18 protein-coding genes are annotated in these 21144 nt (G+C 43.6%); 11 read left to right on the top strand and 7 right to left on the bottom strand.

Going from position 1 to position 21144, the window contains the following annotated elements; genetic code table 11:
- The first annotated feature begins 56 nt into the window (after positions 1–56).
- The 5 genes from fumC to M3197_RS15665 all read left to right on the top strand — a co-directional run bounded on the left by fumC (position 57) and on the right by M3197_RS15665 (position 4212).
- Positions 57–1439 (top strand): class II fumarate hydratase, encoded by a 1383-nt coding sequence (gene fumC, locus M3197_RS15685; protein WP_251662604.1) that lies wholly within the window; start codon positions 57–59, stop codon positions 1437–1439.
- Positions 1440–1523: 84 nt separating this feature from the next.
- Complete coding sequence (locus tag M3197_RS15680) at positions 1524–2033, top strand: PCYCGC motif-containing (lipo)protein (RefSeq protein WP_251662603.1); 510 nt, start codon at positions 1524–1526, stop codon at positions 2031–2033.
- Positions 2034–2315: 282 nt separating this feature from the next.
- On the top strand, positions 2316–2822 hold the full coding sequence (locus tag M3197_RS15675; RefSeq protein WP_251662602.1) for a DinB family protein: 507 nt from the start codon (positions 2316–2318) through the stop codon (positions 2820–2822).
- Positions 2823–2955: 133 nt separating this feature from the next.
- Positions 2956–3618: a Dph6-related ATP pyrophosphatase gene (locus M3197_RS15670; RefSeq protein WP_251662601.1), complete on the top strand. Its 663-nt coding sequence runs from the start codon at positions 2956–2958 to the stop codon at positions 3616–3618.
- Positions 3619–3636: 18 nt separating this feature from the next.
- Positions 3637–4212, top strand: a complete 576-nt coding sequence (locus tag M3197_RS15665) for a YgaN family protein (RefSeq protein ID WP_251662600.1) — start codon at positions 3637–3639, stop codon at positions 4210–4212.
- 80 nt (positions 4213–4292) lie between these two features.
- On the opposite strand, the gene M3197_RS15660 is transcribed toward M3197_RS15665, so the two are convergent.
- Together M3197_RS15660 and M3197_RS15655 are read right to left on the bottom strand one after the other, a co-directional pair.
- Positions 4293–5924, bottom strand: a complete 1632-nt coding sequence (locus M3197_RS15660) for an MFS transporter (protein ID WP_251662599.1) — start codon at positions 5922–5924, stop codon at positions 4293–4295.
- Positions 5925–6241: 317 nt separating this feature from the next.
- The gene (locus M3197_RS15655) at positions 6242–6781 is read right to left on the bottom strand and encodes a GNAT family N-acetyltransferase (RefSeq protein WP_251662597.1); all 540 of its coding nucleotides are present in this window, start codon (positions 6779–6781) and stop codon (positions 6242–6244) included.
- Between the two features lie 221 nt (positions 6782–7002).
- Between M3197_RS15655 and M3197_RS15650 the strand changes: the two genes are divergently transcribed.
- Complete coding sequence (locus tag M3197_RS15650; protein ID WP_251662596.1) at positions 7003–8397, top strand: L-cystine transporter; 1395 nt, start codon at positions 7003–7005, stop codon at positions 8395–8397.
- Positions 8398–9178: 781 nt separating this feature from the next.
- Here the strand turns inward: M3197_RS15650 and M3197_RS15645 are convergent.
- Together M3197_RS15645 and nfsA are read right to left on the bottom strand one after the other, a co-directional pair.
- The gene (locus tag M3197_RS15645) at positions 9179–10348 is read right to left on the bottom strand and encodes a class I SAM-dependent methyltransferase (RefSeq protein WP_251662594.1); all 1170 of its coding nucleotides are present in this window, start codon (positions 10346–10348) and stop codon (positions 9179–9181) included.
- Positions 10349–10393: 45 nt separating this feature from the next.
- Positions 10394–11125 (bottom strand): oxygen-insensitive NADPH nitroreductase, encoded by a 732-nt coding sequence (gene nfsA / locus M3197_RS15640; protein ID WP_251662592.1) that lies wholly within the window; start codon positions 11123–11125, stop codon positions 10394–10396.
- 73 nt (positions 11126–11198) lie between these two features.
- On the opposite strand from nfsA, the gene M3197_RS15635 reads away from it, so the two are divergent.
- Together M3197_RS15635 and M3197_RS15630 are read left to right on the top strand one after the other, a co-directional pair.
- Positions 11199–12758: an FMN-binding glutamate synthase family protein gene (locus tag M3197_RS15635; RefSeq protein WP_251662590.1), complete on the top strand. Its 1560-nt coding sequence runs from the start codon at positions 11199–11201 to the stop codon at positions 12756–12758.
- A gap of 151 nt (positions 12759–12909) precedes the next feature.
- The gene (locus M3197_RS15630) at positions 12910–14547 is read left to right on the top strand and encodes an AMP-binding protein (RefSeq protein ID WP_251662588.1); all 1638 of its coding nucleotides are present in this window, start codon (positions 12910–12912) and stop codon (positions 14545–14547) included.
- Positions 14548–14583: 36 nt separating this feature from the next.
- Here M3197_RS15630 and M3197_RS15625 read toward each other — a convergent pair whose 3' ends face one another.
- Entirely contained in the window at positions 14584–14949 is a 366-nt protein-coding gene (locus tag M3197_RS15625) for a DUF2188 domain-containing protein (protein ID WP_251662586.1), read from the bottom strand.
- Between the two features lie 38 nt (positions 14950–14987).
- A complete protein-coding gene (locus tag M3197_RS15620; protein ID WP_251662584.1) occupies positions 14988–15467 on the bottom strand; it encodes a nucleoside deaminase in 480 nt (159 codons plus the stop codon).
- Between the two features lie 161 nt (positions 15468–15628).
- On the opposite strand from M3197_RS15620, the gene putP reads away from it, so the two are divergent.
- The 3 genes from putP (at position 15629) to hflX (ending at position 19201) form a co-directional block, all read left to right on the top strand.
- Positions 15629–17113, top strand: a complete 1485-nt coding sequence (gene putP, locus M3197_RS15615; RefSeq protein WP_251662583.1) for a sodium/proline symporter PutP — start codon at positions 15629–15631, stop codon at positions 17111–17113.
- 87 nt (positions 17114–17200) lie between these two features.
- On the top strand, positions 17201–17887 hold the full coding sequence (locus M3197_RS15610) for a VOC family protein (protein ID WP_251662581.1): 687 nt from the start codon (positions 17201–17203) through the stop codon (positions 17885–17887).
- Between the two features lie 30 nt (positions 17888–17917).
- Positions 17918–19201, top strand: a complete 1284-nt coding sequence (hflX, locus tag M3197_RS15605; RefSeq protein ID WP_251662580.1) for a GTPase HflX — start codon at positions 17918–17920, stop codon at positions 19199–19201.
- 98 nt (positions 19202–19299) lie between these two features.
- Here hflX and M3197_RS15600 read toward each other — a convergent pair whose 3' ends face one another.
- Positions 19300–21018, bottom strand: coding sequence for an ABC transporter ATP-binding protein (locus M3197_RS15600; protein ID WP_251662578.1), 1719 nt, complete (start codon positions 21016–21018; stop codon positions 19300–19302).
- Positions 21019–21144: the final 126 nt, after the last annotated feature.

Genomic DNA, 21144 nt, shown 5'->3' with positions numbered 1-21144 from the left:
TTCCGGCATGATAGATAAGAAGAAAGTGAATTTATTTGCGAAAAGGGGTTTTCAGGATGGAATACCGCATTGAGCACGATACGTTTGGTGAAATTCAAGTCCCAGCGGACAAACTATGGGGTGCACAAACACAGCGTAGTAAACAAAACTTTAAAATTGGCGGAGAGCGCATTCCAACTGGCGTCATCCAGGCCTTTGCACACTTGAAAAAATCTGCAGCCATTGCGAGTCACTCGTTCGGAAATCTTTCCGAAGTGAAAATGAAAGCAATCTCAGCTGCAGCCAATGAAGTATTAGAAGGTAAATGGGACGACCATTTCCCACTAGTCGTTTGGCAAACAGGAAGTGGAACGCAGTCCAACATGAATATGAACGAAGTACTTGCTAACCGTGGCAATCAGTTGCTTGAAGAGTGGGGCGAGGAAGAGCGCTTGCACCCGAATGACGACGTGAACAAGTCGCAAAGTTCGAATGATACCTTCCCGACAGCGCTTCACGTATCAGGGGTAATCGCGGTTGAACGTGAACTCCTTCCTGCACTTGAAAAGTTAAAGAAAACACTATGCGATAAGTCTGAAGCGTTCATGGACATTATCAAAATCGGACGGACACACTTGCAGGATGCGACACCTCTAACTCTTGGTCAAGAGATGAGCGGTTGGCATCAGATGCTTGTGAAAACAGAGAAGATGCTAAAAGAAAGCGTTCAATCGATGAAAGAACTTGCAATCGGAGGTACTGCTGTTGGTACAGGTCTGAACGCACCAAAAGGATTTGGGGATAAAGTGGCGGAAGAAATTTCGAAGTCTGTCGGGATTGAATTCACGTCAGCCGAAAACAAATTCCACGCACTTACAAGCTATGACGAAGTCGTTTATACACACGGCGCGATGAAAGCACTAGCCGCAGATCTCATGAAGATTGCCAATGACGTCCGTTGGCTTGCGAGCGGGCCGCGTTCAGGTATTGGTGAAATTACGATTCCTGAAAACGAGCCGGGTAGTTCAATCATGCCTGGTAAAGTGAACCCTACACAAAGTGAAGCATTGACAATGGTCGTTGCACAAATCATGGGGAATGACGCAACAATCGGATTTGCAGCAAGCCAAGGGAACTTCGAACTCAACGTATTTAAACCGGTGATCATCTTCAACTTCTTGCAAACGGCAAAACTGTTAGCAGATGGAATGATCAGCTTCAACGACAACTGTGCAGTTGGAATTGAACCAAATCTTGAAGAAATCGATAACAAAGTGAAAAACTCACTCATGCTTGTAACTGCCCTTAATCCGCATATTGGATATGAAAATGCAGCTAAGATTGCAAAAAAGGCGCACAAAGAAGGAACAACTTTGAAGGAAGCAGCACTCAAATCAGGACTTCTAACTGAGGATCAGTTCAATGAATGGGTAGTCCCTTCAAAAATGATTGGACGGTAAGTTGCCACAATATTGTAACGGCACGACCATGTATAATCCTGTATGCTGAGAGGACAACCTTCAAGAAAAGGAGTCGACATGTCTATGAAGAAACGTCTCATGCCGATCTTAGCTGTACTTGTGATTGTTCTCGCTGCATGCAGTGGGAAAACGGCTACAGAACAGCATCATGAAGAAACACCAGCATTAGCAGTAGGGGAAGAAAAACAACTACCGAATGGTGACTTACAACAAGTCACTGCGTCTGCAGAAGAACTGCCTGCTTTCCTCGATGACAAATCAGACGATCTTCAACTTGTTTATCAAGTAGCAGGAAGCGCAGAAGACATTTTGAAATACATGCCGTGCTACTGTGGATGTGCAGATAGCGCAGATCATGGCAGCAACTTGAACTGTTTTGTGGATGAAATTCGCAAAGACGGTTCAGTCGTATGGGATGATCATGGAACACGCTGTGACGTCTGTGTTGAAATTGCAGTTAAGTCTGTCACCATGGCACAAGAAGGTAAATCGTTGAAAGAAATTCGTAAAACAATCGACACAGATTACAACAAAGGGTACGCACGTCCAACGGATACGCCAATGCCATCATAAGATAAGAAAACAGGTTCTCTTTTGAGGGCCTGTTTTTTTAATTCATTCAACCAGTATTTTCGCATAAAAAACCTCTGGAAACCCTATAACAATAGGAATAACCCATAAAGGTTGTATTCTTTTGAAAGGTAGTCTATGATCGGTGTCAGATGAGCTGCAAAAGGGTCGGGAATTTACTATTCTGACAGTTAAATTTAGGGTTCCTTTTTCAAGAATATGAGCGTATGATTCTAATATATTTCAGAGAGAATGCAGACGCGAATACTGCGTAGGAGGGGTACCATGGTTTTTGAAGGCAATAACAAAATACGCAAGAAGATTTTACAGGCAGTCCAAGGACTGACGAATGAGGAACTCAATCGGAAACCTGCCAATGGTGGCTGGTCACCGAAACAAATCCTCGAGCATCTCTCACTCATGGAAACGCTCATCGCTTCAAATGTGGCAAAGGAGTTAAAAAATCCAGAAAGCCCTAAAGCGATGAAAAAGCCAATTTCCATTTCAACCAACCGCATTATTAAAGTAGAAGCTCCAGGACGAACAGTTCCTTCGGATACATTTAAGACGCTTTGCGAGATGAAACAGGAATTACACAATTCCCGGTTATATTTGCTCGACGTATATGATAGCAGCAACAAAGAGTCACTTATGAAAAAGTCATGTAAGCATCCAATTTTTGGACAAATCCCACTGTGTCAATGGTTCCCGTTTGTCGGATTGCATGAAAAGCGCCACCTTAAACAATTGAGAGATACAATCGAATCATTACAACTGAAAAAAGCAATCTAACCAGAAGTTTGTTAACGAGCGTAGGTTATTTAGCAAATCACCCTCTAAGCCGGTTTGTGCGTAGAGGGTTTTTTCATGGGTAAATGTGCGTGCTATACTGTCTGCAAGGAAGCAAATAAGGAGAGTGGATTGTATGGATCGGAAATTCGTAGCATCCTGGAGTGGCGGTAAGGATTCAGCCATGGCTGTTTACAAAGCGTTGGAAAATGGGCGAACCCTTACACGGATATGGACAATGTTTGAAGAAGAGGCAGACCGATCGCGTTCTCATGCTTTGCCAGAGTCCGTTATTCATGCGCAAGCAGAGCGGTTGAAGGTTCCATTGATGAAACGACAAGCATCTTGGGAGACCTATGAAAAAGAATTTATCGGCGCCATGAAAGAATGTACAGATGCAGGGATTCACTACGGTGTATTTGGGGATATCGATTTAGAAGACCATCGAACTTGGGTTCAACAAGCATGTGACCAAGCAGGGATGGCTGCGTGGCATCCGTTATGGCTTATCCCCAGACGTCAGTTGCTGGAGGAATTCATTGCAGCGGGATTTGAAGCGTATATTATTGTAGTGGACACCAGTAGGATGCCAGAACGCTTTCTTGGAAAGCGTTTTACAATTGAATTAATGGATGAACTCGAAGCGCTCGGAATCGATAGTTGTGGAGAATCAGGTGAATTCCATACAGTCGTTGCAAATGGTCCGATTTTTAGTGAGCGAGTTCCACTTCTATTTGGAGAACCTGTGGAAAAAGGAAACTACATCTTTTTACCTACAGACTGCGTCGAATTACGCTAACAAACAAAGGGGATGCGTGTGAAACGATTATGTGTTGCTGGAGTATGGTTATTCGCAACATTGTTGTTAGCGGGGTGCTTTGGAGGCAAGTCCATCACGTTGACACAAAGAACGTTGACAGAAGATGAACAGCGGTTAATCTACAGTGCAGGTGGAATGGAGGCCCTACATTTTACTTCAAAAGACACCTTGGCAGATGGCAAAAGTATTCAACTCACCATTGAGCAATATGAACAAGGGGAATACGTAGGAACGCTTGCGGAAATCCCATGGAATGGTTCAGTAGAACAACAAGTACCATTAATTGGGTTTGGGGTTGAGCAAACTGATGAAAATACAATCGAACGAATCCTTTTCAGCTCACTAGGTGGACGCTTACTACCTGAACTAGAAGTGATGCCGGGAGGATCCACGTTAATGCCGGCCTTTGAAAGTGAACTCACTTTAAAACAAGGGGAAGTTGCCTATCTTGCGTACTATATCGTTTCCGCAAGTGGCAGGGTTCAAACGTTTAACATGGATGATGAAAACGCGTTGAAACAGCTTCAAGCATATGATCGCTGTCTTCTCTTAAAAGCAGAATGGAAAGAGTAACCCGAAGTGTGTTTTAGCTTCGGGTTTTATGGTGTAAAAAAACCGTTCAGAAGTATTCTGAACGGTTCGGTAAAACTGTATTATTCGTTTTTTGAAACAGTCTGTTGGTTTTTTTCTGTTTCCTGTTTATCTAATCTGTTGCTTTCAATCGCGTCCTGTTTATATTGTTTACTAAACACAATGGAAATGATGATCATAAGAAGCGCCATGAAAGCGGTTGTTAAATAGATCGGTTCATATGCGGAGTGTGAAGCTTGTTGAAAGGCTACGTGCAAAGCATCTCGCACTTCAGGAACTGGAATCTGATCGATTTTAGCTTGCAAATCCCCGTAGCTGCTACCCGACAATTCCTCCATAGAACCTTCTGGAAGCTGACTAGGATCGATTCCGTGTTCCTTCAATTTCTGAGGGATTAGCTCTCCAATTTTACTGAATCCATTTTGGATGAAGGCAGCAAATATAGTCGGAGAAATGGTCAACCCTACTTGACGTGCTACGGAAAGAGTTCCTATGGCAGAACCTTTTTGTGTACCAGCGGCGTTTGAAGTGAGTACGGTTAATGGTGCGCCTAGTACGAATCCGAATCCTGTACCTGCAATGACAGAGAACACGATGAACAGCAATTTAGTATCCGCAAAGTAACCAAGACCCCCAAATCCAATAATCCCGATGATTCCAGCAAAAATCAGCGTCTTCACGGGCCCTTTTTTATCAACAAAATATCCACCACCACCAGCTCCGATACCTGAAGCGAGCGCAAGTGGTGTCATCCAATAACCTGATTTCGCAGCGGAAATTCCGAGGATTTGTTGTGCAAAGGATGGAATGAAGATAATCGCACCGATGAACGTCCCTGATAATAATCCCATCACCATCGTCATTGCATAAGTAGGTTTGCGAAGTAGGCTATATGGAAGAATCGGGTCGATTTTGTCCCCTTGCTCGTTCCGCTTTTCAACAAAGATCAACGCTGCGAAAATTAGGACGCCAAGAATAAGTAGACCGAGGACGCTCCACTTGATGAATTCGTCCGTGAAGGAACCGCCACTTCCGATGTTGTTGATGGCAAACATGACACTGAGGATAGAGAACGACAAGAGTGAAATCCCGAGGAAGTCAATTTTAGACATAACATAGGATTTTGTTTCTTCCAACGAGAAGAAACCGACTACGACGAGTACAATCCCGATAGGAACATTAATCAAAAATAGCCAATGCCAGTTTCCTGTAATGTCAATAAGGAAACTCCCGATGCTAGGTCCGACAACGGATGCGATTCCGTTCATCCCTCCTAAAAGTCCGAGCATGCTTCCTTGTTTTTCTTTCGTAATCGTACTTAATACGTGAGAGCTCGCGATAATAAAAATACCACCGCCACCAAATGATTGGAACAAACGGGCTGCGAGGAATAGTGTGAAATTTGGACTAAGCGCTACTCCGAGCGAACCGATGGTGAAGATCGCAATTTCAATGAGAAAGAGTTTTTTCCGTCCATACCGGTCGGCAAGTTTCCCGACGATGGGGGTCATCACAGCAAGACCTAGTGTGTAAAGGGTTATCCCCCAAGATCCTTGCGTAGCACTTACATCGAATGAGGTGTTAATGGTTGTAAGTGCCGCACTGATTATTCCGTTGTCTAGTGCCGCCATGAATACACCCACTAACAGAATGATAAAGCCGATGTTCACGTTAGATTTTTTTTCTACTACCATTGTTTTACCTCCGTTACAGAATGTCTTGAGCACATAAACCATTTAAACAGTGTACCTTATTTACATAAACTTTACATAAACTGCAGATTACAAATCAAGTTTCAAATCATGAGAAGTATTCCACAAGTAGTTAGTGGAACAAGTTTAGCCAACGTATGTTGTTAGTCTAGCGTCACTCGTAGCAGTCTACGTTTAAGAACGCCAATAATCCATTCGAGTGGAAACCCACTACGCCGCCCTAAACAAGATTCATCATTTAAGTAATGATACTAAAAACAGCTGCCACCCCTCTTAACGAGAGTGACAGCCATTTCTTGTTAGTTCCAATCACGCGCAAGCATACTATACATAGCCAAATCATGAAAATGATCATACAGAAACTCACCATCACGTTGAATTCCCTCAAGTTGAAAACCGAGACGCTCTGGAATTGCACGGCTTTTTACATTTTCAACTCCACAACGAATTTCAATACGATTTAGTTTGTATGTAGAAAACGCGCAGTCTACTAGTGTACGAACTGAATCTGTCATAATCCCATGACCTTGAAAACGATCCCCGATCCAATAGCCTAAACTCGTACTTCTATTTATCCAGTCAATTTTGTGAAATCCAATCATGCCTGCAATCTTACCTTCATACAGAATACCTGCTTGGAAGCCATTGTGTTCCGCAAATTGCTTCAACCACATTTCGATGACAGGGCGATAGCTTTCAGGAGAAAGCGCTCCGTCAACCCATGGAAGCCACTCCCGCAAATGCTCCCGTGATTCATTTACCAAATAGAATAGTTCTGCTGCATTCTCTTGTTCGAGTAACTTCAGTGAAACCTTTTCTGAAACAGGAAGTGTAAACATGTGAGCCCTCCATTGTGGTGATAGATTTTGTTTATTGTAGCAAAGTTGTGTGTACTTAGATACTACAAATTAGCTAGATAGGACCACCATTTGGAACGTCTAGTAATAATATTTTATAAAATACTAAAAACACCTTAAATCCTAGTTGACATATCGGAATTAAGTACATAAGATATAATGTATTAGAAAATCATAGATTAATTACAAAGGAGGACGTCGAGATGGAGACAGGATTTGTCTTATTGAATGTAGCGGGATTGCTTTTGTTAGCGAGTATTTTGTTTTGGATGAACCGTAGACACGTTTCGTTTTCAAAGCGTGTATTTACTGGATTGGGTCTTGGAATTTTATATGGAGTGATCTTGCACGTCAGTTATGGGGTTGAATCTACCGCGCTTCAGCAATCGGTTCCCTGGTTCAATATTATGGGCACAGGCTATATTAAACTCTTACAAATGATCGTCGTGCCACTTGTATTCATCTCGATTTTGACTGCTTTTACGAAAGTGGCGGCAGGGAAGAACTTCGGGAAACAAGCGGCCTTGATTTTAGGAATTCTCATTGGAACGACAGCGATTGCTGCACTGATTGGAATCGGATCCTCGCTCTTGTTTGGACTAGACGCTGAGCAAATCGTACAAGGCGATGCTGAGATTTCACGCGGAGTATCATTGGAAGAAACTGCGGCAGGCGTTTCCGATAAAGTGCTGCCTGAACAGTTAATAGATTTATTGCCTGCAAATCCATTTCTCGATTTCACGGGTGCTCGTCCGACATCGACGATCGGCGTTGTCATCTTTGCCGCATTTTTAGGATTTGCATTTTTGACAATCAGGAGGAAGGAGCCTGAACAAGCGGCTGTAGTACAAAAAGGAATCGATGCAGTTTATTCGTTGGTTATGGCAGTCGTAAAAATTGTATTACGACTCACGCCTTATGGAATCCTCGCAATCATGGCACGGACTGTTGCGTTGTCTGATTACGGGGCGATTGTGAATCTTGGTAAGTTTGTAGCTGCTTCTTATGCCGCATTGATTGCCATGTTCATCGTGCACTTAGTGATTCTTGCCGCAACAGGCTTAAACCCAATTACGTACGTGAAGAAAGCGGGAGATACGTTACTGTTCGCCTTCTCATCACGATCTAGCGCAGGTACATTACCATTGACACTCAATACACAGACGTCGCGACTTGGAGTACCTGATGGGATTGCGAACTTCGCTGGATCGTTTGGGCTATCAATTGGTCAAAACGGATGTGCGGGTATTTATCCAGCGATGCTCGCCGTTATGATTGCGCCGACAGTCGGTCAACCGATTGACGCTCAATTCATTTTGACACTGGTTGCAATTGTCGCGATTAGTTCATTCGGCGTCGCGGGTGTCGGAGGAGGCGCAACGTTTGCTGCCATTCTCGTATTGTCAGCGTTGAATCTACCGATTGCCCTTGCAGGGATTCTAATTTCTGTTGAGCCACTTATCGACATGGGCCGCACAGCGTTAAATGTCAGCGGATCCATGACAGCTGGTGTCACAACGGCACGCGTAACAGGAGAACTCGATAATTCGCAATATGATGAAGTGATGGCCCGAGATACATCTGCATCTGAATTGTAAAAAACGTCCGCACTCCATCTAGGAGCGCGGACGTTTTTATGTAAGTTTGAGTTTTAGGGTGAGTGAATTGAACGTGATCAAGCAAGAGGCGAATCCGCTCAAGCAAGCGGGAAAGTGATCAAGCGAGTAGCGAATCCGCTCAAGCAAGCGGGAAAGTGATCAAGTGGGTAGCGGATCCGCTCAAGCAAGCGGGAAAGTGATCAAGCGAGTAGCGAATCCGCTCAAGCAACCGGGAAAGTGATCAAGCGGGTGGCGAATCCGCTCAAGCAATGGAAAGTGATCAAGCGGGTAGCGAATCCGCTCAAGCAAGCGGGAAAGTGATCAAGCGAGTAGCGAATCTGCTCAAGCAAGGGGGGAAGTGATCAAGCGGGTAGCGAATTCGCTCAAGCAACCGGGAAAGTGATCAAGCGAGTAGCGAATCCGCTCAAGCAAGCGGGAAAGTGATCAAGCGGGTAGCGAATCCGCTCAAGCAATGGGGAAAGTGATCAAGCGAGTAGCGAATCCGCTCAAGCAAGCGGGAAAGTGATCAAGCGAGTAGCGAATCCGCTCAAGCAAACAGGAAAGTGATCAAGCGGGTAGCGGATCCGCTCAAGCAAGCGGGAAAGTGATCAAGCGAGTAGCGAATCCGCTCAAGCAAGCGGGAAAGTGATCAAGCGAGTAGCGAATCCGCTCAAGCAAGCGAAAAAGTGATCAAGCGATCAACAAATCCGCTCAAGTATCACCCCCATCATCCCCGCAAAAAAAGAGCACCCTCAATTGCAGGTGCTCTCCTCCCGTTCAATTAGTTACTCAATACATCCAACTTCAATTCATTCTCCAAAAACGGTTTCGCATTCAACAACTCCCTGAAAGCCCTGTACCGCTCAACAGACTCCAAAGAAGGCTGTTTTCCTGTACGATACGCGCGAATCAAAATGTTTTTAGGTGTATGCGCCATGTCGATGAATTCCAGCAACTGTGTCTCATACCCAGCGAGCGTCAACAACTCCGCACGTATCGAATCTGTAGCCAATGCAGAAAAACGTTCTTTTACGAGTCCATGTTGCAACATCACATCTAAAGCAGATGACTGGATTTGACCAAACAATTCATGCTGACAGCACGGTACACTCAAGATTACGCTCGCACCCCAACGAACCGCACGTGCGAGTGCCATATCCGTCGCAGTGTCACACGCATGCAACGTGACGACCATGTCAACAGAGGTTTCATCCTCATAGTCATTAATGTCTCCAACTAAAAACTCTAAGCGATCGTATTCAAGGTCTCGCGCAATCTCAGAGCATTCTTCGATGACTTCCTTCTTCAAATCGAGGCCGGTTACGTGGATATCGAGTCCCTTTTCAATATGAAGATAATGATACAACGCGAACGTTAAATACGATTTACCAGAGCCGAAATCCAAAATTCGGACAGTCCGATCTTTCGGGAGATGGGTCAATGCGTCATCAATATATTCAATGAACCGGTTAATTTGTCTGAACTTATCGTGCTTTTGTTTCTTAACCCGCCCATCTGCTGTCTGCACACCAAGGCGTATTAAAAATGGATAAGGGGTGCCTTCCTCGAGTAAATAATTCTTCTTACGATTGTGCGATAAATCAGCGGTCCTGGACGTTTCTGTCACACTCGACTTCCAAGACACTTTAAATTTCTTAGTCAGCTGTATTTGAATCGTTTCACCTGAAAATTCGGCCTGCACTTGTTTGAAACGCATTAATGCATTCGTCAGAAATAACTCGATGCCTTCGACTGAAATATTATGGTGTTTTAGCACACGTTCAAACTGTTCTTCAAACTGAATGTGCAACTCACCTTTCAATTCAATCGGCTTCGCTTTAATACGCAATAAGCCTTCTGATTTTGTACGGGGTTGACTGAACGTTGCGCGGACAAAAGTACCATCCTTAAGACGCTTCGCTAAGTCGGTGATCAATTTTTCAAACTCCATTAGGTTTGACTCCTTTACAAGAGAGGTAGGGATGAAAAGCGACTATTAGTCAAAGTTAAATCCTCGATCTCTCAGAAATTCTTTCATGTAGGGGCGTTGAGGAGATTGCAAGAAATCAGCCATCTGTTCAGTCCACCCTGTATGCTTACGATTGGAGCTTCGTGTTTCATAATAAGTCTCCATAGTTGCGTCGTATTCACGGAGTATTTCCTCATAGTTGCTAGCGTCATACATATTTTCATGCAACACTGCATCCACTGGTAAACGAGGCTTCACTTCATTAGATTTTGCAGGAACACCAATTGTCATGCCAAACATCGGAACTACACCATCGGGAAGTTTGAGGAGTTCGCTAATTTCTGCAGGGCTATTGCGGACACCCCCGATATAACAAATGCCGTATCCTTTGGACTCAGCAGCGATGGCAACATTTTGTGCAAAGAGTGCTACATCAATCGTTCCGACGAGCATGGCTTCCGCGTGAGAGTAGTCGATTGAACGGTTGTGCAATGCAGCAGCAACTTGTAACCGATGGAAATCCGCGCAAAAGACCAAAGCAGCACCGGCGCCATTAAACTGATGAGGATTTTTAGAATACTCACCTAGTTTTTCGCGAACTGACGCATCAGTTACGTGGATAACAGAATAGGCTTGGACAAAATGAGAACTAGCGGCGTGTTGACCAGCTGTAACAAGTTCTCGGACTGTTTCTGTGGATAAACGCTCATTCGTATAGGAACGAACAGATGCATGAGATTTCAGTAAGTCAATAACCATTGTGAATCGCCTCCAACTAGTGATTGTGATTAATGGTACACCAGTTTGAGACTATAGAAAAGGAGTGGAGCTTATGAACATTTTTGAAGGACTTTCACTAACCACTATGCTGATAGTATCCGCATTTATCGTCATTCCTATTTTGGCAATATCTTATGTATATTTATTTGATAGAAAGCAGAAGCAACATGCTATTTTACGGAATTATCCTATACTCGGTAGAATTCGATATATGATTGAAAAGGTCGGTCCCGAATTTAGGCAATACTTATTTGATAACGATAACGAAGGCAAGCCCTTCAGCCGGGAAGATTATTTGCATATGGTTTTACCGGGGAAATACTTAAAGAGCGTAATTGGATTCGGCTCAAAACGTGATTTCGATGCGCCTGGTTATTATTTACGGAATGCGATGTTTACGAAACAGAACGAAGAAATGCGTGTTGATAATGATCGTAAAGTAGATTCAATGAGGTATATAGTCGATGGTGAAGGGTTATTCTCCCGCAGAGAGCACCAAGAAGAAGTGAAGGCAGATCCGTGGTTACTTCCTGACGAAGATGCAGTTGTGATCGGTCCGAACTGTAAGCATCCTTTCCGCGTCCATAGCTTACTTGGGCAATCTGCCATGAGTTATGGTGCGCTTGGTGAAAATGCGATTACGGCATTGTCTAAAGGAATCGGTATGGCGACGGGTGCATGGATGAATACCGGAGAAGGTGGGTTATCTCCTCACCATTTAGTGGGAGAAGCGGATATTATCGCGCAAATCGGTTCCGGACTGTTTGGATTCCGAACGAGCGAAGGCGAATTTGATTGGAACCTGTTAACAGAGAAAGCGGACAATCCAAAAGTCCGAGCGTTTGAGCTGAAACTAGCACAAGGCGCTAAAATGCGTGGAGGTCACGTAGAAGGTTCAAAAGTGACGGAAGAGATTGCATTGATTCGAAATGTTACCCCGTATAAAACTATTAACAGTCCGAACCGTTTCCATCAGTTTGATGATTTTCCATCTATGTTTTCATTCATCGAGAAAATTCGGAATCATTCGGGGAAACCTGTTGGCATTAAAATTGTAATTGGCGGAATCTCGGATGCAGAAGAATTAGCCTCATTTATGAAAGAAACTGGAATGGGCCCAGACTTCATTTCTTTAGATGGCTCGGAAGGGGGATCAGGTGCGACCTATCAAGACTTGGCAGATTCAGTGGGTTTGCCAATTCGATCTGCATTGATGATTCTGGATGATGCATTAAGGAAATTTGAAGTACGGGATCGAGTAAAAATTATTGCTTCCGGAAAGATGACAACTCCAGACAAAGCAGCAATTGCACTTGCAATGGGGGCAGATCTCGTCCAAATTGCCCGTGGATTTATGATTTCAGTCGGATGTATTATGGCGCAACGCTGTCATACCAATGAATGCCCGGCAGGTGTTGCTACGACAGATAAACATTTACAGCGTGGTCTCGTGGTCGAAGAGAAGAAGTATCGGGTCACCAATTATATTTTGACAATGCGCGAGGGATTATTCAGAATTGCAGCAGCAGCCGGAGTGGACTCCCCGACAAAATTAGAGAGACAGCATGTGTTCTACAAAGACGAACGTGGTAGAGTGACACCAATCGAGTGAAAAACTACACTACTCAACAAGCAGGGGATTTTACACACTTGCTTGTTTTTTTGTCGAATATTTGTAAATATAAATTTAATAATTATTCATCACAATCAGAAAAGTGTGATAGTATAGAAGGAACTTAGAATTAGATAGGGGGATGGGGGAAATGGAGCTGCTGAACAAGACGGTCGGAGAGATTTTAAGTGAGCAAGCAATTTTGCACCCTGAAAACGAAGCATATGTGTACCCGGACCGAGAATTGAGAAAAACGTACACTGAATTCGACAAAGAAACGGATCAACTTGCTAAAGCATTTATGGGGATTGGAATTCAAAAAGGGGAACACGTTGCGATTTGGTCAGATAACAAACCGCAATGGCTGCTGAGTCAATTTGCAACCGGTAAAATGGGCGCTGTTCTCGTTACAGTCAATACAAACTATCAAGCAACCGAGTTACAGTATTTACTGCAACAGTCTGAAGCCACTACTCTCATTTTGGACGAGGGATTTAAAGATACTAGTTATTTAGAGATTTTGCGTTCCATTTGTCCGTCCCAAGAGGAAAGCGACGGGGGGCATATCGATTGTCCAAAGTTGCCGAATTTGAAACGTGTCATTCTAATGACCGAGAAAAATGAAGTAGGGATTTACAATTGGTCTGAGTTTCTAAAACACGCAGACATGGTATTGGATGAAGAGCTAGTGAAGCGCAAGAACTCTCTCAGTCCGGATGATGTCATTAACATCCAGTACACATCTGGAACAACAGGGTTTCCAAAAGGGGTTATGCTCACTCATAATAATGTCGTAAATAACGGCAATATGATCGCAGAAACGATGAAGTTGTCGAATGTGGACAGATTGTGTATTCCAGTTCCATTTTTTCATTGTTTCGGCTGTGTACTTGGAACTCTAGCAGCAGTGTCTCATGGAGCAACGATGGTTATTGTTGAACAGTTTGAAGCTGCCCGCGTTTTACGTGCAGTTCAAGAGGAAAATTGTACGGCATTGCACGGTGTCCCTACGATGTTCATAGCTGAATTGAATCATCCTGACTTTAAAACTTTCGATACTTCCAAATTGCGAACGGGGATTATGGCGGGATCAACTTGTCCTATAGAAGTGATGAAGCAAGTAATCGAAGTGATGGGTGCGGCTGAAATTACAATCTGCTATGGATTAACTGAGGCTTCACCTGTCATCTCTCAAACTAAGACGGATGATCCGATTGAAAAGCGGGTGTCTACAGTCGGCAAACCACATCCTCATGTAGAAGTGAAAATCATTAATCCAGCTACCGATGAAGAACTTCCTACAGGGGAGTCAGGAGAGCTTTGTACCCGAGGGTATCATGTGATGAAAGGCTACTATAATAACTCAGAGGCAACTCGTGAAGCTATTGACGAAGAAGGTTGGTTGCATACGGGGGATATTGCTAGGTTGGATGAAGAAGGCTATCTGGACATAACAGGTCGCATGAAAGACATGGTCATTCGAGGGGGAGAGAATATTTATCCCCGAGAAGTGGAAGAGTTTTTGTACACATACCCTGGAATTTCTGATGTCCAAGTCGTAGGAGTACCCGATGAGAAATATGGGGAAGAACTGATGGCTTGGGTCATCCCGAAAGAAGGAGTGGAACTGGATAAGGAAGAAATCCGGGCATTCTGTAAGGGAGCCATATCGCATCACAAAATCCCACGTTATATTGAATTTACGGATGCCTATCCAATCACGGCTTCAGGAAAGATTCAAAAGTTCAAGTTACGTGAAATGTCTCAAGAAAAAGCGATACATTCTTGAAAAAGACGCATGCCCAACTAGGGGCATGCGTTACTATTATTCATACAGCGTCTGCTCTTTTGTCCCGTCTTCGTGATAAACCGTTAACACACCTTCATGATCGGTTACATAAGGCTTTGCTCTTTTGAGTAGTGCACTTTTTGTGTTTTCCTTATAGATAACAGACGATGCGCTCTTTTTCTTCAGCACCCATTCATCTTCTCGTGAACGTACCTCGAAGTGAGGGCGGTCTTCTGCTTTCCCTTCAACTGAATCTCTTGCTTGCGAAAGTCCGATTGAGATCGCACGGCCCTCTTCGTAACCTTCCCGGAGTAAGGCATTCCCAATTTCAATGGCTTTGTTACGGACATCCACTCCTACATTTTTAAAAGTGTCTGGATAATCGTCTTTTGTCCAAGGCATTTGGAACTCCTCCTCTTTGAATTACATCACATGGGATTTTATTTGCTTGAAGTATTGGATTGTTGGTTGGAAGCTGCTATGAAAGGTTCCAGCCTATGATCGGTTTCCAATTGCATAAAAGGAATATCCCTCATTGCACCTGGCTTATCCTGATCACTGTAAAAGTGCTCTACTTTATCGGGTTTAGGGAGGATTTCCATCGCTTCTTTTTTGCTACAAGCGTAATAGATTTCCCCAACTCGAGCTTGATAAGACGCTGCTAAACACATCGGGCACGGCTCGCCACTCGCATAAAGAATTGTATCCGAGAGGTCTGTCGAAGCAAGGATTCGACATGCTTCCCTGATTGCGACCAATTCCGCGTGTGCAGAAGGGTCGTGATCCATTTCTACCGAATTAACGCCACTTGCAATAATTTCACCATCTCGTACGATGACAGCGCCATATGGGCCGCCACCTTGAAAGACGCTATCAGTTGCTAGATGGATAGCATCATTTAAAAAACGTTCGTGATCCAATTGAATTCCTCCTGTCGAATACTAGCTATTTCCCGGGAAATAAATCGAAAATAGGTGTGGCACAATATACCTAACTTGCCTATAATGGATTTGACCGGGCTTGCATAAGGTAATGAAAGCGGTTGCGGTTACTTATAAAAAAGAAAAAGGGGGATTGAACTATGTCAGATGATAGTTACAAACTAATTGCGATTGTGCTCTATATGGCTGCCATGGTTTTCATAGGTTGGTATGCGTTCCGCCGCACATCTAATTTAACTGATTACATGCTCGGTGGTCGTTCACTCGGACCGGCAGTTACAGCGCTCAGTGCTGGTGCTGCAGACATGTCAGGATGGCTACTACTCGGATTGCCAGGTGCAATTTATGACAAAGGGTTACCAGAGGTTTGGATAGCAATCGGGTTAACAACCGGAGCGTATCTAAACTGGTATTTTGTAGCGCCACGTCTACGAGTGTATACCCAAGTAACGAATGATTCAATCACAATTCCAAGTTTTCTCGAAAATCGATTGAAAGATAAATCGAGACTTTTAAGAATCGCTTCCGGATTTATTATTCTTGTCTTCTTTACATTTTACGTATCTTCCGGAATGGTTGCAGGAGGTAAGTTCTTCCTTAGTTCATTCGGCTTGGATTATCATGTTGGACTGATTATTGTGTCGGTTGTCGTCGTTGGGTACACCTTATTTGGTGGATTCCTTGCTGTAAGTTATACGGACTTCGTGCAAGGTCTCATCATGTTCTTAGCACTTATTCTCGTTCCAGTAGTTGCTGTGTTTGTGACGGGCGGAATTCCTGAAACAGTGGACTCAATCCATGCAGTGAATCCGGATATGCTTAGTCTTGTAAAAGGGGCTACTCTTCTCGGGGTCATTTCATCGGTTGCTTGGGGTCTAGGCTATTTCGGCCAACCACATATTATCGTACGCTTCATGGCTATTAAATCTGTTAAGGAAACAAAAAGTGCACGTCGCATCGGAATTAGTTGGATGATTTTAAGCTTACTCGGTGCAGTGGGAACTGCACTCGTCGGAATTGCTTATTTCCAACAAAATCCGGGCACGAAGTTAGTCGATTCTGAAACTGTCTTCATCGCACTTGGGCAAATTATTTTCCATCCATTCATTGCAGGGATCATGCTCGCAGCAGTTCTTGCGGCAGTTATGAGTACGATTTCTTCACAGCTTATCGTTACGTCTTCAGCATTGATTGAAGACTTATATAAGGCTGTTTACAAAACGGATGGTACAGATAAGCAATACGTATTCCTTGGACGTATGGCAGTACTTGTCGTATCACTCATTGCAATGGTGCTTGCTTGGCCAAATAACGAATCCATTTTGAAGCTCGTATCATTTGCTTGGGCTGGTTTTGGTGGAGCATTCGGACCAATCATCCTTTTGTCCCTTTACTGGCGCAAACTGACAGCCAAAGGCGCACTATTCGGAATGGTTGCTGGTGCCATCGTTGTTGGTGTATGGGGGAACATTCCAGCACTATCAGACACTTTGTATGAAATCTTCCCTGGCTTCATAGTTTGTCTGCTCGTTACGTATTTTGTTAGTCTTGCAACTTACAAAGAAAACAAAGAAATCGAGCGTGAATTTACAGAGTCATTAGACCTTTTGAAACGCGATCGATAATTAGGTGGCCGTCCATATAAATGGGCGGCTTTTTTCATGGTTTCTTTCTGCGGGTGGGGTATGATACTAGTAAAGGGGGAACTGGTTATGAAACTCGATCATGTTGTTTGGTTTACAGAACGTACACCGGAAGTAGTTGCTAAACAGTATCCGGGTGCAGTTGTGGGTGGAAGACACGAACATTGGGGGACATACAATGCACTCCTTTACTTGCAAAATGCCTATATTGAATGGCTGGCGATTGAAAACACGGATGTAGCAGATTTCTCCTCACACCCTTTAGTCGAGCTATTGAAACACGACTTAGCAACTTATGGAGAGGGCTGGGGTACGCTATGCATTTCAACCGATAATATTCAACTGCTTAATAAGAATCTTGAAAGAATGGGGATGCATACTTCTGGCGTGCTCGATGCTTCACGTCTAACCTCTTCAGGAACTCTTAAGAAATGGAAAATGCTATTCGTGAATGAAAAGGATTTAACTGACCTTCCTGCTCCGTTCTTCATTCAATGGGAAGAAAGTGAACAGAATCGTCGCCTTTCATTACGTACAGAAGGTGTAATCACTAAGAATAGTGATGCTGAACGAATTTTGGAATGTGGACTTGTTACTAAAGATCCTAAACAGGCGCTCGAACGCTGGTGTAGGATTCTCGGAGTACAGCCCGAAGACAAGGAAAGTCTTATGTTGAATGACATAAGATTACGCTTTATAGAAAATCCGAAAGAACGGAATCGTATGCATACTGTTGTGACAGGGCAAGCTGAATAATAAGGTAAATGATTGGAAGAAGGTGTTTGAATGGATGAATTGGAACAACTAAAAGAAACCGCGATACTTGTTGGGGTAGAAGAGCAGAACGATGATCATTTTGAATACGAGCTAGAGGAACTTGGTAATCTTGCGGCTGCTGTAGGAGTGAAAGTTGTCGGAAGTGTTGTCCAAAAGTTAGAGCGTAAGCATCCGACAGGTTATATCGGAAAAGGAAAGATTGATGAAGTAAGATTATTTGCAGATGAAGCAGGAGCAAATCTCATCATTTTCAATGATGAGCTGTCCCCTTCACAATTACGTAACTTGGAACGCGATTTAGAAGTGAAAATCATTGACCGTACGATGCTCATCTTGGACATATTCGCTAGAAGAGCCCGAACCCACGAAGCGCGAATGCAAGTTGAACTAGCAGAACTTCAATATTCATTACCAAGATTAGTCGGTTTACGAGCTTCCCTTGGTCGGCAAGGAGGAGGAACAGGCGGCGGCTTCCAAAACAAAGGTGCTGGTGAGACGAAATTGGAGCTTGATCGCCGTAAAATTGAAGAGCAAATTGCGAAGTTGCGTAAAGAATTAGAAGGGATGAAGCAACAGCGCGATGTCCAAAGGAAACAACGAAAACGTAGTGGCACACCGGTCGTTTCAATCGTAGGCTATACGAATGCTGGAAAATCGACGTTGATGAATAGAATTTTATCTGAAGCGAACGGTGATGAGGCGAAGACTGTAATGGAGAAAGATATGTTATTTGCCACGCTCGACACATCAGTTCGGAACGTGACACTAATTGATCGCAAACCATTCATCTTAACCGATACCGTTGGTTTTGTTGCAAAGCTTCCTCACCATCTAGTGAAAGCCTTCCGTTCTACATTAGAGGAAGCCCGTGAAGCAGATTTGCTACTCCACGTTGTAGATGTTGCAAATCCCGAGCACCGCCATATGATTGACGTCACGAACAAAACACTCCAAGAAGTCGGTGTGGAAGATATCCCGACATTGTACGTCTACAACAAAGCGGATCTTGCTAGTGATGTGGATTACCCGCGTGTACAAGATGACCAAATTTGGCTTTCAGCAAAGACGGGTATGGGCATAGATGAGTTAGTTACTCTCATTGAGCACAAAGTCTATCAAAAACATATTACGTGTAAACTACTCATTCCATTTGACCGTGGAGATTTGGTATCCTATCTGAATGAGGAAACGTATGTGAAATCTACGGAGTACGAAGAAGACGGCACTTTGATGGTTGTAGAAATGGACGAGCGCGAACGGAAGAAACTTGAGGAATACATTGTCAGTCATTAATAGAAAAAGAACGGCACCGCCAGTATTGGCAGTGCCGTTCTTTTTTTCTATAAGAGAAAGGGGGTGGGATAGTAGTAGTATGCCCGTTTTCTACTTTCTTAAACCTGTTGAAATTGATTTGCGTGTAATTTTGAAAAAATACCATTCTGCGCAACTAGTTCGGAATACCCGCCATCTTCCACAATCCCTTCAGGTGTCACAACGACAACACGATCTGCATCGCGAATTGTCGCGAGTCTGTGGGCAATGACGAGAGTCGTTCGGTTCTCAGAAAGCTCTGTAAGAGATTCTTGAATAATACGTTCTGTCTCAGTATCGAGCGCCGAAGTTGCTTCATCCAAAATTAGAATCGGTGGATTTTTTAAGAACATACGGGCAATTGCGAGACGCTGTTTTTGACCACCTGACAATTTCAAGCCGCGTTCTCCAATTTGTGTTTCGTAACCATCAGGAAGATTAGCGATGAAGTCTTCTAAATGAGCACGCTTAGCGGCTTCGTAGATTGCCTCATCGGGAGCATTCAAATCTCCGTAAGCAATGTTTTCTTTTACAGTACCGGTAAAGAGGAAAACGTCTTGTTGGACGATACCGATTTGACGGCGTAACGAACGTTGACTCATATTACGGATGTCTAACCCATCGATTGTAATCTGTCCTTCACCCACATCATAGAACCGAGGAATCAGTGAACAAATCGTCGTTTTTCCAGCTCCTGATGGCCCGACAAACGCAATGGTTTGTCCGGATTGAATCGACAAACTCAGGTTGTTGAGAACTGGCTTTCCTCCATCATAACCAAATGTAACATCGGAAAGTGTGATATCTCCGTTTAAGTGGGCGACGTCAATCGCATCTGGAGTGTCTTTGATTTCGGGTTCTTGGTTAAGTAAGTCCTGAAAACGGCTAAACCCAGCCATCCCTTTCGGATAGAGTTCTAGCAATGCACTGATTTTATCAACTGGTTTAATGAGGATGTTGACGAACAATATGAAACTAACCAATTCCCCAATAGAGAGCGTCTTTTGGATGGTAAACCACGCTCCAACAACTAAAATTACAAGTGTGAGCAGGCGCGTCATCATATAAATGGAAGATGTCGTCCAAGCCATTACATTATAAGCGACTAGTTTAGCAAGCCGGAAGTTCCCGTTGTCATACTGGAAACGAGCTAGCTCAAAACTTTCATTTGTAAATGATTTTACGACTCGTGATCCTGAGACAGAGTCTTCTACACGTCCATTCACTTCTGCAATTTTTCCATACATGTTAAGCCAGGCAGAATTCATGGCTTTGTTACAAAAAGCAACGAGGACAATTAGGAAAGGCACCATAACGATTGCAATGAGAGCGAGTTCAGGATTGATAGAGTACATCAGTACGAATGCTCCTATAATGGTCATGACTGCAATGAAAGCATCTTCTGGTCCGTGATGGGCTAGTTCACCGATGTCAAAGAGATCGGTTGTAATCCGTGTCATGATATGTCCCGTTTTTGTATTGTCAAAGAATCGGAACGACTGCTTTTGTACATGATTGAAAAGCTTCTCGCGCATATCGGTTTCGATATTAATGCCCAGTTTGTGTCCAAGGTAACTAACAATGTATTGAAGGAATGTACTAAATAGATAGATGATGAGTAACAAAATACTTATTGTAGTAATCATGCCCCAGTCTTTAGTAGGCAAGAGTTTATCGATGAACCCCTGGACGGCGATTGGAAATGCTAGTTCAAGTAAGGCGACAAATATAGCACTCGAAAAGTCAATCATGAACAGTCTTTTGTGCGGTTTATAATAGGAGAAAAATTGTTTTAGCATTATACCCGTCCTTTTTGCAATTTTAGTGCTAGTATACACGGTTTAATCAGAAAGTTCGACATAACTCACGGAATATTCTACAACCCGGGACTTTTGTTTGGAAAATGGGGTATGGACAAAAAGAAG

It is taken from the genome of Sporosarcina aquimarina, from assembly GCF_023715615.1.
GTDB classification, from domain to species: Bacteria; Bacillota; Bacilli; order Bacillales_A; family Planococcaceae; genus Sporosarcina; species Sporosarcina aquimarina_A.
This window is presented reverse-complemented; position numbering and strand designations above follow the sequence as displayed.

Bases quoted from the DNA above. Each gene is read 5' to 3' on its own strand.
- M3197_RS15635 (WP_251662590.1), top strand. From the start codon at position 11,199: ATGAACATTTTTGAAGGACTTTCACTAACCACTATGCTGATAGTATCC.
- M3197_RS15650 (WP_251662596.1), top strand. From the start codon at position 7,003: ATGGAGACAGGATTTGTCTTATTGAATGTAGCGGGATTGCTTTTGTTA.
- putP (WP_251662583.1), top strand. From the start codon at position 15,629: ATGTCAGATGATAGTTACAAACTAATTGCGATTGTGCTCTATATGGCT.
- M3197_RS15655 (WP_251662597.1), bottom strand. From the start codon at position 6,781: ATGTTTACACTTCCTGTTTCAGAAAAGGTTTCACTGAAGTTACTCGAA.
- fumC (WP_251662604.1), top strand. From the start codon at position 57: ATGGAATACCGCATTGAGCACGATACGTTTGGTGAAATTCAAGTCCCA.
- M3197_RS15660 (WP_251662599.1), bottom strand. From the start codon at position 5,924: ATGGTAGTAGAAAAAAAATCTAACGTGAACATCGGCTTTATCATTCTG.
- M3197_RS15610 (WP_251662581.1), top strand. From the start codon at position 17,201: ATGAAACTCGATCATGTTGTTTGGTTTACAGAACGTACACCGGAAGTA.
- M3197_RS15600 (WP_251662578.1), bottom strand. From the start codon at position 21,018: ATGCTAAAACAATTTTTCTCCTATTATAAACCGCACAAAAGACTGTTC.
- hflX (WP_251662580.1), top strand. From the start codon at position 17,918: ATGGATGAATTGGAACAACTAAAAGAAACCGCGATACTTGTTGGGGTA.
- M3197_RS15680 (WP_251662603.1), top strand. From the start codon at position 1,524: ATGAAGAAACGTCTCATGCCGATCTTAGCTGTACTTGTGATTGTTCTC.
- nfsA (WP_251662592.1), bottom strand. From the start codon at position 11,125: ATGGTTATTGACTTACTGAAATCTCATGCATCTGTTCGTTCCTATACG.
- M3197_RS15670 (WP_251662601.1), top strand. From the start codon at position 2,956: ATGGATCGGAAATTCGTAGCATCCTGGAGTGGCGGTAAGGATTCAGCC.
- M3197_RS15625 (WP_251662586.1), bottom strand. From the start codon at position 14,949: ATGCCTTGGACAAAAGACGATTATCCAGACACTTTTAAAAATGTAGGA.
- M3197_RS15630 (WP_251662588.1), top strand. From the start codon at position 12,910: ATGGAGCTGCTGAACAAGACGGTCGGAGAGATTTTAAGTGAGCAAGCA.
- M3197_RS15645 (WP_251662594.1), bottom strand. From the start codon at position 10,348: ATGGAGTTTGAAAAATTGATCACCGACTTAGCGAAGCGTCTTAAGGAT.
- M3197_RS15675 (WP_251662602.1), top strand. From the start codon at position 2,316: ATGGTTTTTGAAGGCAATAACAAAATACGCAAGAAGATTTTACAGGCA.